Source organism: Leclercia sp. UBA7405 (assembly GCF_037152215.1).
In the GTDB taxonomy this organism is placed as follows: domain Bacteria; phylum Pseudomonadota; class Gammaproteobacteria; order Enterobacterales; family Enterobacteriaceae; genus Enterobacter; species Enterobacter pneumoniae.
In genome coordinates this window covers 934,012-946,604 of the sequence record NZ_JBBCMR010000001.1, presented here as the reverse complement: position 1 = coordinate 946,604, position 12,593 = coordinate 934,012, and the positions used below count along the sequence as shown (strand labels likewise).

General features: G+C 54.1%; 12 protein-coding genes. 6 read left to right on the top strand and 6 right to left on the bottom strand.

Features of this window, described 5'->3' with window-relative positions:
* The first annotated feature begins 18 nt into the window (after positions 1-18).
* Positions 19-1,302 carry a YeaH/YhbH family protein gene (locus tag WFN75_RS04565; protein WP_040076058.1) on the top strand — a complete coding sequence of 428 codons (1,284 nt, stop codon included), beginning with the start codon at positions 19-21 and terminating at the stop codon, positions 1,300-1,302.
* 37 nt (positions 1,303-1,339) lie between these two features.
* Here WFN75_RS04565 and WFN75_RS04560 read toward each other — a convergent pair whose 3' ends face one another.
* From WFN75_RS04560 to yoaI, 3 genes are all read right to left on the bottom strand, one after another.
* Complete coding sequence (locus WFN75_RS04560) at positions 1,340-2,236, bottom strand: diguanylate cyclase (RefSeq protein WP_336995668.1); 897 nt, start codon at positions 2,234-2,236, stop codon at positions 1,340-1,342.
* A 246-nt stretch (positions 2,237-2,482) separates the two neighbouring features.
* On the bottom strand, positions 2,483-4,513 hold the full coding sequence (locus WFN75_RS04555; protein ID WP_336995667.1) for a TonB-dependent copper receptor: 2,031 nt from the start codon (positions 4,511-4,513) through the stop codon (positions 2,483-2,485).
* A 202-nt stretch (positions 4,514-4,715) separates the two neighbouring features.
* Complete coding sequence (gene yoaI, locus WFN75_RS04550; RefSeq protein WP_281064309.1) at positions 4,716-4,820, bottom strand: small membrane protein YoaI; 105 nt, start codon at positions 4,818-4,820, stop codon at positions 4,716-4,718.
* Positions 4,821-5,114: 294 nt separating this feature from the next.
* Here yoaI and WFN75_RS04545 point away from each other — a divergent pair, with 294 nt between their 5' ends.
* The 3 genes from WFN75_RS04545 to WFN75_RS04535 all read left to right on the top strand — a co-directional run bounded on the left by WFN75_RS04545 (position 5,115) and on the right by WFN75_RS04535 (position 9,055).
* The gene (locus WFN75_RS04545; RefSeq protein WP_046885880.1) at positions 5,115-6,449 is read left to right on the top strand and encodes a glycoside-pentoside-hexuronide (GPH):cation symporter; all 1,335 of its coding nucleotides are present in this window, start codon (positions 5,115-5,117) and stop codon (positions 6,447-6,449) included.
* A 15-nt stretch (positions 6,450-6,464) separates the two neighbouring features.
* Positions 6,465-8,501 (top strand): glycoside hydrolase family 31 protein, encoded by a 2,037-nt coding sequence (locus WFN75_RS04540; RefSeq protein WP_336995666.1) that lies wholly within the window; start codon positions 6,465-6,467, stop codon positions 8,499-8,501.
* Positions 8,502-8,608: 107 nt separating this feature from the next.
* Complete coding sequence (locus tag WFN75_RS04535; RefSeq protein ID WP_040076064.1) at positions 8,609-9,055, top strand: DUF441 domain-containing protein; 447 nt, start codon at positions 8,609-8,611, stop codon at positions 9,053-9,055.
* Here WFN75_RS04535 and WFN75_RS04530 read toward each other — a convergent pair.
* Complete coding sequence (locus tag WFN75_RS04530; protein ID WP_046885878.1) at positions 9,039-9,815, bottom strand: AraC family transcriptional regulator; 777 nt, start codon at positions 9,813-9,815, stop codon at positions 9,039-9,041. The genes WFN75_RS04535 and WFN75_RS04530 overlap by 17 nt on opposite strands.
* A 99-nt stretch (positions 9,816-9,914) precedes the next feature.
* Between WFN75_RS04530 and WFN75_RS04525 the strand changes: the two genes are divergently transcribed.
* Positions 9,915-11,102 carry a CynX/NimT family MFS transporter gene (locus tag WFN75_RS04525; RefSeq protein ID WP_336995665.1) on the top strand — a complete coding sequence of 396 codons (1,188 nt, stop codon included), beginning with the start codon at positions 9,915-9,917 and terminating at the stop codon, positions 11,100-11,102.
* Between the two features lie 7 nt (positions 11,103-11,109).
* On the opposite strand, the gene WFN75_RS04520 is transcribed toward WFN75_RS04525, so the two are convergent.
* A complete protein-coding gene (locus WFN75_RS04520; protein ID WP_046885876.1) occupies positions 11,110-11,817 on the bottom strand; it encodes a CTP synthase C-terminal region-related (seleno)protein in 708 nt (235 codons plus the stop codon).
* Between the two features lie 114 nt (positions 11,818-11,931).
* Here WFN75_RS04520 and WFN75_RS04515 point away from each other — a divergent pair, with 114 nt between their 5' ends.
* Positions 11,932-12,276 carry a DUF488 domain-containing protein gene (locus WFN75_RS04515; RefSeq protein WP_336995664.1) on the top strand — a complete coding sequence of 115 codons (345 nt, stop codon included), beginning with the start codon at positions 11,932-11,934 and terminating at the stop codon, positions 12,274-12,276.
* Position 12,277: 1 nt separating this feature from the next.
* Here WFN75_RS04515 and WFN75_RS04510 read toward each other — a convergent pair whose 3' ends face one another.
* Entirely contained in the window at positions 12,278-12,583 is a 306-nt protein-coding gene (locus tag WFN75_RS04510; protein ID WP_212477857.1) for a hypothetical protein, read from the bottom strand.
* Between the last annotated feature and the right edge of the window lie 10 nt (positions 12,584-12,593).

Genomic DNA, 12,593 nt, shown 5'->3' with positions numbered 1-12,593 from the left:
ATGCAGTACGGGGGACATATGACCTGGTTTATTGACCGGCGTCTTAACGGCAAAAACAAGAGCACGGTGAATCGCCAACGCTTCTTGCGCCGTTATAAAGCGCAAATCAAACAGTCGATCTCCGAGGCCATTAATAAGCGTTCGGTGACCGATGTCGATAGCGGCGAGTCCGTCTCTATTCCGACGGACGATATTAGCGAGCCAATGTTTCACCAGGGACGCGGCGGTTTACGCCATCGCGTACATCCCGGTAACGATCACTTTATCCAGAATGACCGCATCGAGCGTCCGCAGGGCGGCGGTGGCGGTTCTGGCAGCGGCCAGGGCCAGGCGAGTCAGGATGGTGAAGGACAGGATGAATTCGTTTTTCAGATCTCCAAAGATGAGTATCTCGATCTGCTGTTTGAAGATTTGGCCCTGCCAAATCTGAAGAAAAATCAGCACCGTCAGTTAACCGAGTATAAAACCCATCGCGCGGGTTATACCGCGAATGGCGTACCGGCAAACATCAGCGTGGTGCGCTCGCTGCAGAACTCGCTGGCGCGGCGGACCGCCATGACAGCGGGCAAACGTCGGGCGCTACGTGAACTGGAAGCCAGCCTGCAAACGGTGGAAAACAGCGAGCCTGTGCAACTGCTGGAAGAGGAGCGTCTGCGCAAAGAGATTGCCGAGTTACGCGCTAAGATCGAACGCGTGCCCTTTATCGACACCTTCGACTTGCGTTACAGGAACTATGAAAAACGCCCTGAGCCCTCAAGCCAGGCGGTGATGTTCTGTCTGATGGACGTCTCCGGCTCGATGGATCAGACCACTAAGGATATGGCCAAACGCTTTTATATTCTGCTCTATCTGTTCCTGAGCAGAACCTATAAAAACGTGGAGGTGGTCTATATTCGTCACCACACCCAGGCGAAAGAGGTGGATGAACACGAGTTCTTCTACTCGCAAGAGACAGGGGGCACCATTGTCTCCAGTGCCCTGAAGTTAATGGACGAGGTGGTGAAAGAGCGCTACGACCCGGCACAATGGAATATCTATGCGGCTCAGGCCTCCGATGGGGATAACTGGGCAGACGATTCACCACTGTGTCATGAGATCCTGGCGAAAAAACTGCTGCCCGTGGTGCGCTACTATAGCTATATTGAGATCACTCGTCGGGCACACCAGACCCTGTGGCGTGAATATGAACATCTGCAGGCGACGTTTGAAAACTTCGCGATGCAGCATATCCGCGACCAGGATGATATTTATCCTGTCTTCCGTGAGCTCTTCCATAAGCAATCGGCCACCAGCAACAGCTAAACAAAACAGCCAGTTATTACTAACTGGCTGTTCTTTTTTAATCGCTATATCTCTGCGTTTCACGCTGGGTGTTAATCAACATCGTACAATTTCGGCCGCTGGCTTTGCCTTTATATAAAGCTAAATCTGCTCTCTCGACCGCTTCCCGAAGGGGTTCGCCATACTTTATTCTGGTTAATCCCGAGGTGAACGTCACATTGATATGATATTCCCCTGCGACAATCACCATTTCAGAAATCAGTCGACGGAGTCGTTCCGCCGTTGCGATAGCTTCGTTATCATCCCTGACGTGCAGCAGAATAATAAACTCCTCCCCCCCGTAGCGATATACCGACTCTGATGCGCGAACGTGGTTATCAAGATGCGTTGCCAATGATTGCAATACAATATCGCCATTCAAATGGCCGTAATCATCATTCACTTTTTTGAAATGATCGACATCAAGCAGCAACAGATAAAGACCATCATCGCTTAACTCTTTATTCATGCTCGCGAAAGATTCATCAAGCACGCGGCGTAAAGGTAACCCTGTGAGTGCGTCATAACTTGTGCGCAGCTGCAAAAGATGCACTTTAAAAAGAGTGAGAGATTCCGTGAAGGCTAACAGCGCGTTTTCAAAGTCCTCATAGGCACTGGAAGCGTCTTTGTTTTCAATGATTTCATTAATCATGGTACGACAGGCGTAATGAATCACAATATGCTGTTTATTAATGTCCAGGAGAAAGTTTTTATCCTCTCGCTCCTCAAGCAATTTGTCATTCAGCCAGTGTCCAAATTCACAATGATGATGCGCGTCGGTGCAGGTGATTTCAGGTAAATCGCCCTCACGACTCGCTACATAACGGAGAACTTTTACCAGCCATTTAAAATGCGCATCAGTTGCGCTATTGAGTCCACGCACGGTCGCGTCGATATCTCTGAACTTCCTGTTCATATTAACCTTCACATAACAAAAGAATAACCTGTAAAGAGTATACCATGTTAAATATCTATTTTTGTCAGTATATCTAAATTAACGGCATTAAAAACAGAAACTCCCTATTAAATAAGAAAATTTAGTTATTCGTTAAACTGCATATAACAAGCAACGATATTATTATCAGTTAAAACAGGCCAACCTGTTTAATTCTATTTAATAGCCCTCACGTCCCATTAAATAATAGCGACGGAGGGCAGAGGCTTAAAATTTAACGTTCATTTTGGCCCAGAAGGTACGCCCTGGCTCATTGACAGGGGTATCAGAGGAGTAACCGAAGCTACTGTTTCCCGCCAGGTTAAGGTGTTCGCTGTAACTTTTATCCAGCAGATTATCAACGCCACTGCTGAGTTTCAGGAATTTATTGACCTTGTACGCAGCGTTGGCGGAAACAATGGCGAACCCGGCACTCTGATCAAAGTCTTTGCCTACCACGTTCCCCTCGTTCAACGCCACCCGGTGCTGTGGGCTGACCATACGCAACAGCCCTGTAGAGCTCCAGTCGCCTTTCTCCCACGTCAGGCCAAGGCGAGCTTCCAGCGGTGGCATTTGTGGCAGCGGCTGATGTTCGTCCGTATTTTCCCCCCAGGCGTAGTTCAGGGTGGCATCTGTTTTCCACCGATCGCTCAGCTGATAAGAGGCACCCATTTCGCCCCCCATAATGGTGGCATCAATGTTATCTGCCTGGCTGACGTGGCTATCATCGGGATCGTACAGGAAGAGGATGTAGTCGTTAATCCGTCCGATATAGGCGGAGATCCAGCCGGTCGTTTTTTTCCCTTTGTATTGTGCCCCAACATCAAGCTGGGTGGTTTTTTCCGGTTTCAGATTATCAAAGACATCCGTGGTGCCATCCGGTCCATAGGTGGGTGAAAAGAGTTCCCAGTAATCCGGGAAACGCTCGGTGTAGCCCAGTCCGGCGTAGACCATCGCGGGCTGCGATCCGAGATTATGCTCAACCCGTAAGAAGCCGGCCGGAAGCGTGTCTTGCCGACTGCTGCTACCAACGCCAGTAAAGTTATCCACTTCCACCTTATCCAGACGCGCACCGCCAATCACTTTGCTGAGGTCGGTCGCACTCCACGTCAGTTCGCTAAAGGCACCATAGTCATGAAAGCGAGCATCTTCCTGCCAGCCTTCGTCCTCATCATCTTCGTTGCTGCGATGGGTATTCAGTTGCGTATCGAGACCGCTTTTCAGCTCATAATCAGACCACAGCCAGGTTCCCATCACCCTGCCCCCTACCGTCCGGCGATCGACCTGTTTTTCCATTGGCATCGACATATCCATCGATCCCATCGGCATGGTGCCTGAAGCGGGCGATCCCGGCGAACGCATGGAGTAGTTATCCATAATGTGGTTGGCATAGTTGTAATACGCGCTCATATCCAGCGAATCGAAGACCTCGCCGATATTCTCTTTTTTGAAGCGCAGCCCCAGGCTTTCACGTTTGAATTGCGAGCCGTCCATGCCACGCCCGGCATAGCTGGCATCGCCATCGCCCTGCCCGGCGGTCAACTCCAGCAACGTGTCCGCATCCGGCGTCCAGCCGATGGCCAAATCGGTGTTCCATTTATCCCACTTCGAGGCGACGCGATCGCCATTGCCATCTTTGTAATCCCCCGCTTTCGAATTATTCCCCGTCAGGCGCACGTAGCCCTTATCGTTGCCAAAGCTGACGTCGGCATTTTCATCGAAGCGATCGTTAGAGGCGGCCAGCAAACTGGCGTCCCCCTTTATGCCGGCCTTATCGAAACGCGGAGGTTCACGTTCGAATCGTACCGTTCCGGCAGAGTTACCCGGCCCCCAGAGTACGGTTTCGGGCCCTTTGATCACCGTCAGCAGATCATAACTTTCTGGCGAAATATAGGAGCTTGGCGCATCCATACGCGAAGGACAGGCTCCCAGCATCTCGCTGTCATTGGTCAACAGGCGCAGGCGTGAGCCAAACATGCCGCGGAATACCGGGTCGCCGTTGCTCCCTCCGTTACGGATCTGGCTAAACCCGGGAATGGTTTTGAGGTAATCAGAACCGTCGCTGGCCGGCACCGGCTGGCGTGGCGTTTTTGGCGAGGTCACCACTTCCAGCGGGCAGAGCACGGGCGCGGTTACGGTGATGACGTCGTCGTCGTTTACCTGCGGGGCCGTAGTTCGTTCAGCCGCCTGAGAAGTAAATGACAATGCGCCCAGTAGCGCAAGCGCCAGCGGATGAAGGACAAAGCGTTCTTTATTCATTCCTGAACCCAAACTTAAAAGAGTGTTGCTGTCCTGCCGTGAAGACAAATCCCTTGTTCAGAGAGTGGGAGAGATGGGCAGGCACAGGGATCTGAATGAAAAAGTGTGCCGCGGGGAACGGGGCGCAACAATAAAAAACGAGGAGAATAACGGCGTGAAAAAAGGGTTGAAAAAGGGGTTCTAACGACCCGGAGTCACGGATTTACGCGTGCTTTTCGAGCCAAAGTACCGAGGCGACCAGAATAAAAACAATGGTGAAAAAGGTGCCGGAAATATAAATTACATCGCCAAAAGCAGGATCGTTCATCATCATTCTCCCGTCGTGTTTTACTCGTTTTTACGCCGGAGAAATGACACTTCAATGACATTTTTAGTAAGAAATAAATATCTTCATACTGAAACGATTCAGACAGCTCTAGCCTCTCAAACCATTTAATTCAAATAAACGCTAACCCTTACAGGGTGATTTGTTACCGGTATCACGAAAATGAGTTTCCATAACTACGATGCCAGATCTCGTAATTGTTAAACATTCGTTACTGATAAAACATAAGCTGCAGAACATCACAACAAATAAACCGCCTACCGGCAGGGGAATAGAATGACCGAAAAAATTACCCGTAAAGAAAAAATCAGCTACGGGCTGGGCGATATGGCCAGCCATATAGGGCTGGATAACGTCATTATTTTTCTGACCTTCTATTATACCGATGTGGTCGGGCTGCCTGCTGCCTTTGTTGGCACCATGTTTTTACTGGCGCGTACCGCCGATGCCATCATTGACCCGGCCATGGGATATATTGCTGACCGCACCCGTACCCGCTGGGGTAAGTTCCGACCATGGATGTTGTGGCTGGCCCTGCCATTTGGTGCCAGCTGCCTGCTGACCTATGCGGTACCGGAATCGCTCGATCTTCATGGTAAAATGATTTTCGCCACCGTCAGCTATACCCTGATGATGCTGATGTACACCGCCATTAATATTCCATACTGCTCTATGGGGGCGGTCATTACGCCAGATAACGAAGCGCGTATTTCTCTGCAATCTTATCGCTTCTTCCTTGCCACCCTGGGCGGCGCATTATCCACTTTCTTTATGATGCCATTGGCCGAGTTTATTGGCGGAGATGACAAATTAGTCGGTTATCGCTGGGCCATGGGAATAATGGCGACGGTGGCGGTCATCATGTTCTGGATCTGCTTCGCCAATACCCGGGAAAGGATTAATGCCCCCGCGACTCATAATAATTACCTCTCAGAATTACGCGATTTGTTACGCAACGATCAGTGGCGCGTTGTGGCCGTTCTGGTATTGACTAACATCGGCTTCGGCGTAATTCGCCTCGGCGCCATGATGTATTTCGTCACCTATTATCTCGGCAGCGCCAGCTATTTTATGTGGATGCTGGGGGCGCATATTCTGGGTAAAGCCGCCGGTAGCGCACTGGCAAAACGCCTAACGCGTGACTACAGCAAAGTGCAAATGTTCGGCTATTGTGCGGTGCTGGCCGGGGTACTGAGCATCGCCCTGTTCTTCGCGCCAAAATCCGTGCTGGTGCTGGTGCCAATGACATTCATCATCTCTACCCTCTACCAGGCCACCACCACGCTAATGTGGGTCATGATGGCCGACGTCGCCGACTACGGCGAATGGAAACAGGGCAAGCGCATGGATGGGGTTATCTTCTCGACCTTCCTGGCGGTGCTCAAACTCGGTATGGCCATCAGCGGCGCCATTGTTGGCTGGACGCTGGGCTTTAGCGGCTATGTGGCGAATGCGCCGGAGCAGACCTCTACCGCCATGTACTGCATCATCGCCCTCTTTACCGTGGTGCCGGGCATCCTTTCGCTGGCCGCCTTCGCGACTCTGCGCTGGTACAAACTCGACGACAGTACCATGAAATCCATCCAACTCGCCAAACAGACTTTTTCTTAAAAGGACGCAGCATTCATGAGTGAACTTATTCGACACACCAACAGTATTGAGTGGCGTTTTGAGCGTCAGATCTTACGTATAGAGCCCTGGGGAGAGCACAGCCTGCGCGTGAGAGCGACCTGTTCACCGGCGTTCAATGATGAAAATCACGCCTTACTGCCGGCGACACCGTCTACGGCTGACATTAACGTCCAGCCCGAGATCCTGACCCTGCGTAATGGCAATATTACCGCAGTGCTCAACCTGAAGGGGCAACTGGCGTTTTATAACCAGCGCGGAGAGTTGCTGCTGGAGGAGATGTGGCGTCAGCGCTCCACGGTAGGCATTGGGGCAAGTGAAAAGAGTCAGGATAAGTACGTCAGTGCGCTGAAGCTTGATGGCCGTGAATTCAAACCGCTTGCGGGCGGGAAATATCAGCTCGCCGTCCGTTTTGAGTCGCGCCCTGATGAGCGGATTTACGGTATGGGTCAGTACCAACAGCCGTGGCTGGATTTGAAAGGCTGCACCCTTGAGCTGGCACAGCGCAACTCCCAGGCCAGCGTTCCCTTTATGCAGTCGAGCCTCGGTTATGGCGTGCTCTGGAACAACCCGGCCATCGGCGAGGTCAGTTTCGCCAAAAACCAGACCGAATGGCGCGCCCGCGTGACCGGCGAGATGGATTACTGGATCACCGCCGCGGACTCCATCCAGGCCATTACCCGTCAGTATGTCAAGGCCACGGGGACACCTCCGCCTGCCCCGGCATTTATCAGCGGATTATGGCAGTGCAAACTGCGCTATCGCACCCAGCAGGAGGTGCTGGACGTAGCCCGTGAGTACCGTCGCCGCAACCTACCGCTGTCGGTGATGGTGATCGATTTCTTCCACTGGCCGAATCAGGGGACCTGGTGTTTTGATCCGGTCGACTGGCCCGATCCGAAAGCGATGGTTGAAGAGCTTAACGGCCTGGGCATTGAGCTGATGGTCTCGGTCTGGCCAACGGTTGAAGCACGTAGCCCGCTCTATCCCCACATGAAAGCCAAAGGCTGGCTGGTGTCCAGCGAACGCGGGGTGCAGGTAAATCTCGACTTTATGGGTAACACGACCTTCTTTGACGCGACGCATCCCCAGGCGCGCGCCTTCGTCTGGGATACGGTAAAACAGAATTATTATGATCTGGGTATCAAATTGTTCTGGCTGGATGAGGCCGAGCCTGAGTATCGTGCCTACGACTTTGATAACTATCGTTACCACGCAGGCCCGGTGCTGGAAGTGGGTAACCGCTATCCACGCGACTTCGCGCAAGGGTTCTACGAGGGGCTGAAGGCCAACGGCGAAGAGGATATTGTTAACCTGGTGCGCTGTTCATGGGCAGGCAGCCAGCGCTATGGCGTGCTGGCCTGGTCAGGCGATGTGCACTCATCATTCCACGCCTTCCGCAATCAGCTCGCCGCAGGGCTCAATATGGGTCTGGCGGGTATCCCCTGGTGGACGACCGATATCGGCGGCTTCCAGGGCGGCAACGTTAACGATCCGGCGTTTCATGAACTGCTGATCCGCTGGTTCCAGTGGGCGGTCTTCTGCCCGGTTCTGCGGATGCACGGTTATCGTGAGCCACAAATCCAGCCGCCAGAGCGCTATCGCGACGGTATTCCTCAGTGCAACAGTGGCTCACCGAACGAACTGTGGAGTTATGGCGAAACGAACTTCAGCATCATGCAGCACTGGCTGACGGTACGCGAGAAATTGCGGCCTTATATTGATGAGTTGTATGACAATGCCCATCAGCACGGCGATCCGCTAATGCGCCCGCTCTTCTGGCACTATCCGCAGCAGCCCCAGAGCTGGGAAATAGAAGATCAATATCTGTTTGGGGAGGACCTGCTGGTCGCGCCGGTGATGCACGCCGGACAACGCCAGCGCGAGGTTTGGTTGCCTGCCGGCCAGCAGTGGATCGCGCTGAACGGGGAGCGCTATTCGGGAGGTGAACGTATCCGCGTTGAGGCCGCACTGGAGACCATTCCTGTCTTTGTGCGCGAAGGAAGCCCGCTGGTATCGCTGTTAGTGGAGTAATCTTCAGGCAGCCGCCCAAAAATAGTGGAATTTTTTAGAAAAGCCTGTTTACTCACCCGGTTGCGGGTAAAGTAAGCAGGCTTACTATTTTTGGCAAGGATCTCTTCATGTTTGACCCTACCCTGCTTATCCTGCTCGGGCTGGCTGCACTGGGCTTTGTCAGCCATAACACCACGGTTGCCATCTCCATTCTGGTGTTAATTATTGTGCGCGTTACGCCACTCAGCGGCTTTTTCCCCTGGATTGAAAAACAGGGCCTGACCATCGGCATCATTATTCTCACCATTGGGGTGATGGCGCCCATCGCCAGCGGTACGCTACCTGCCTCAACGCTTATCCACGCCTTTATGAACTGGAAATCATTGATCGCCATTGCCGTGGGCGTCTTTGTCTCATGGCTGGGCGGACGGGGCGTAACCTTAATGAGCTCTCAGCCGACGCTGGTTGCCGGCCTGCTGGTGGGTACCGTGCTGGGGGTCGCGCTGTTTCGCGGCGTTCCCGTTGGCCCGCTTATCGCCGCCGGTCTGGTCTCGCTGTTTATCGGTAAGACGTAGCCAGGCTGGCAATGTAGCGCGCAGGGGTCTGCCCAAGCCCCTTCTTGAACATGGTAATAAAGGCGGTGGTAGAGTCGTAGCCCAGCATTTGCGCGACCTGCTGCACCGTCTGCCCGGATATTAATGCCTGCAGCGCGACAATCAGTTGTAGCTGATGGCGCCAGCGGCGAAAACTCAGCCCGGTTTCGTTAACCACCAGCCGCGCCAGGTTACGCTCACTCATCGCAAAATGACGCGCCCACTGATGCAGGGTTTGCCACGCGGCGGGCTGGGCGATCATCATTTCACTCATCTGACGGATTTTAGGATGTGGTGATACCGGCAACTGTAACTGTTCCTGCGGCTGGCTCGGCAGTTCATCGCCCAGCACCTCCACCAGCCGCTGGCAGGCGATGTTTTGACGCTCTGCCATTGCGAGGATCACCTCTCGTACCAGCGGCGAGATTTTTAATGTGCAGCAGCGATCGGGTAGCGCGATAGCGCCGGGTTCAATAAATAAGAAGCAGAGCCGCGCGCCGGGGGTGGCTTTATTACTGTGGGGAAGCTGCCCCGGGATCCACACCGCATACTGGGGCGGCACCATCAGCATGGCGTTTTCCACCTCGGTGGTGATGGCGCCGCGTAGCGCCAGGATCAACTGTCCCTTGCGGTGCTGATGCAGCGGAATGTGCTGCTCCTCTTCCACCACGCGAATATGGAAAGCCACTGCCGCAGCGTGCTGGCTATCCGGGTCATAACCATTTAAACCGAGACCAGACATCATCTTGTCCGAATTTAGCGATAATCTGTCATTTTAGCTTGATTCCATCATCAACGAAAACGGATATCGTGTGGCCTTCATTTCAGACCAGGGAAAACAATGACCACTGCACTCTCTGCCACCGGGAAACAGCGCGCCCTGCTGATTGCCGGGATTTTGTTAATCGCCACCACGCTGCGAGTGACTTTTACCGGCGCCGCACCGCTACTGGATGCGATTCGTCTCGACTACGCCCTGAGTACCGCTCAGACTGGATTACTGACCACCCTGCCGTTGCTGGCTTTTGCGCTGATATCGCCGTTAGCGGCAGGCCTTGCCCGGTGCATTGGGATGGAGCGCAGCCTGTTTGTAGCGTTACTGCTGATTATCAGCGGTATTGCGCTGCGTTCCCTGCCCGCGGCATCGCTGCTGTTTATCGGCACCGCCGTGATCGGCTGCGGCATTGCACTGGGCAATGTTTTACTGCCAGGACTGATTAAACGTGATTTTCCAGGCCAGGTGGCGAAGTTAACCGGGGCCTACTCTCTGACCATGGGCGCGGCGGCTGCGCTGGGCTCAGCGCTGGTGGTGCCGGTGGCATTGGGCGGTGCGGGCTGGCACGGCGCCTTATTGATGCTGATGGTCTTCCCGCTGCTGGCGTTGCTGCTGTGGCTCCCACAATGGCGACAGCAACCGGCCAGCCAGCTCAGTGGTGCACGGGCGCTGCATAACCGGGGGATCTGGCGCTCACCGTTGGCCTGGCAAGTCACGCTGTTCCTCGGCATTAACTCGCTGATCTATTACGTCATTATCGGCTGGTTACCCGCTATTTTACAAAGTCACGGCTACAGCGAAACCGAAGCCGGCTCCATGCACGGCCTGCTGCAGCTGGCCACTGCCGCCCCGGGGCTGGCCGTTCCGCTGATCCTTCACCGTCTGAAAGATCAGCGCGCGCTGGCCGGAGTGGTAGCGTTAATGTGTGCGGTCAGTGCCGCCGGCTTTTGGTTTATGCCCTCGCAGGCGGTGGTCTGGACGCTGATATTCGGCTTCGGTTCAGGGGCGACGATGATTCTCGGCCTGACCTTTATTGGCCTGCGTGCCAGTTCCGCGCATCAGGCTGCGGCGCTTTCGGGGATGGCGCAGTCGGTGGGCTATTTGCTGGCCGCCTGCGGCCCACCGCTGATGGGGAAAATTCATGATACCAGCGGCGACTGGCATATCCCGCTGCTTGCCTGTGCGCTGGCCTCAATCGTGATGGCCGGTTGCGGCATACTGGCCGGGCGCGACCGGGAGATCGCGCCGCGTTAACAGGTCTTTAGCCCTGCGCCGCACGCAGCAGTGCCTGCACCAGCGGCGCAGGACGCCCATCCAGCGCCGCACGCTCATGCTGGAACAGCGTGGCGACAAAAAACGGATGCGTCACTAACTCAACGGCGCGAATATCACCCTGTTCATCCCAGCCGGTCACCCGCAGGTCGCCCTTTTCCAGCTCTGCCGCAAAGGCTTCAGACACACCGTAGTTGCAGTGATACCCCTCGACAATCTCTTCCCGACCATACGCTTTCGCAATCAGGGTATTGGCGCGCAACTCGATGGTGTTCGTGACCTCCACCAGAGAACAGGTGAGCGGTGCGATCACCATGCGCCCGTCGCTGTCCGTTTCAGCATGGGCAGCGTCATGCCAGCCCAGCACGTTACGCGCATATTCAATCAGCGCATGCTGGAAGCCGCCACAGGTACCGAGGAACGGCAGGCTGTTTTCGCGGGCATAGCGGGCGGCAATGAACGCCGCTTGCACGTTTTTATAAGGACTTGCCGGAACCAGCCAGAGTGCGTCATAACCGACCAGATCTTCGGGACTACTAAGCTCGGTGGTCGCTATCCAGTCGTAATCAGCGGTAATATCCAGTACGGCGGCGGCATCATCAATGGCGAGCGGTATCGCCTGGTGCGCCAGAACGTCAGGGTTATAATCCCCGACCAGGGCAATGCGGAGGGTATCTTTTTGCGGAGTGTGTTCCATCAGGTATTCCTTATGCCAGAAAAATTCCGGATAACATAAGGAATCTCAGACTACCGATCTTTTGCAATTATCACAACACCTTAAATTAGGTGGCAAAATAAGGAGATAAGGATCATGATTCAGTGCAAACGTCTCTATGACGACGCCAGTAAAGAGGATGGTTATCGCATTCTGGTTGACCGCCTCTGGCCACGGGGAGTGAAGAAAACGGACCTGGCCTGCGATGAATGGTGCAAGGTCCTGGCGCCTTCAGGCGAGCTGCGCAAAGCCTTCCATAGCGAAACCATCGACTTTGCCAGCTTCAGTAAGGCGTATCAGCAAGAGATGGAAGAAAACGTCGAGGAAGGAAAACGCATCGCCAGGCTAGCAGATAAACAAAGGGTCACGCTGCTCTATGGTGCGAAAGATCTCGAGCAGAACCACGCCCAGGTGTTGGCCGCATGGCTCCGCCGTCTGTAATTTAGTCGTGCAGTGCTGTGAGCAAGATTTCAGGTAGTTGTTCCGGATTGAGCGGCAACAGATGTTCCGGGCGCACAAAGGCAAAACCGTGCTGATTATCACAGGCAAAGACATCGCCGGTCACCAGCCAGAGCGCGCGTTCGGCGGTATCTGGCATTTCGGTTATTACGCCATTCACCGGGTTCAAAAAACGCTGTCCAGGCTGGCAAAGACCAAACAGCTCAACGGATTTACCAATATTGCGACGGCCGGCAGTCGTACGGGCGCCAATGACTAACGCCAGGTTGCCCGGCTTTAACTGAAACATGCTTCACTCA

Bases quoted from the DNA above. Each gene is read 5' to 3' on its own strand.
- WFN75_RS04565 (WP_040076058.1), top strand. From the start codon at position 19: ATGACCTGGTTTATTGACCGGCGTCTTAACGGCAAAAACAAGAGCACG.
- WFN75_RS04560 (WP_336995668.1), bottom strand. From the start codon at position 2,236: ATGAACAGGAAGTTCAGAGATATCGACGCGACCGTGCGTGGACTCAAT.
- WFN75_RS04555 (WP_336995667.1), bottom strand. From the start codon at position 4,513: ATGAATAAAGAACGCTTTGTCCTTCATCCGCTGGCGCTTGCGCTACTG.
- yoaI (WP_281064309.1), bottom strand. From the start codon at position 4,820: ATGAACGATCCTGCTTTTGGCGATGTAATTTATATTTCCGGCACCTTT.
- WFN75_RS04545 (WP_046885880.1), top strand. From the start codon at position 5,115: ATGACCGAAAAAATTACCCGTAAAGAAAAAATCAGCTACGGGCTGGGC.
- WFN75_RS04540 (WP_336995666.1), top strand. From the start codon at position 6,465: ATGAGTGAACTTATTCGACACACCAACAGTATTGAGTGGCGTTTTGAG.
- WFN75_RS04535 (WP_040076064.1), top strand. From the start codon at position 8,609: ATGTTTGACCCTACCCTGCTTATCCTGCTCGGGCTGGCTGCACTGGGC.
- WFN75_RS04530 (WP_046885878.1), bottom strand. From the start codon at position 9,815: ATGTCTGGTCTCGGTTTAAATGGTTATGACCCGGATAGCCAGCACGCT.
- WFN75_RS04525 (WP_336995665.1), top strand. From the start codon at position 9,915: ATGACCACTGCACTCTCTGCCACCGGGAAACAGCGCGCCCTGCTGATT.
- WFN75_RS04520 (WP_046885876.1), bottom strand. From the start codon at position 11,817: ATGGAACACACTCCGCAAAAAGATACCCTCCGCATTGCCCTGGTCGGG.
- WFN75_RS04515 (WP_336995664.1), top strand. From the start codon at position 11,932: ATGATTCAGTGCAAACGTCTCTATGACGACGCCAGTAAAGAGGATGGT.
- WFN75_RS04510 (WP_212477857.1), bottom strand. From the start codon at position 12,583: ATGTTTCAGTTAAAGCCGGGCAACCTGGCGTTAGTCATTGGCGCCCGT.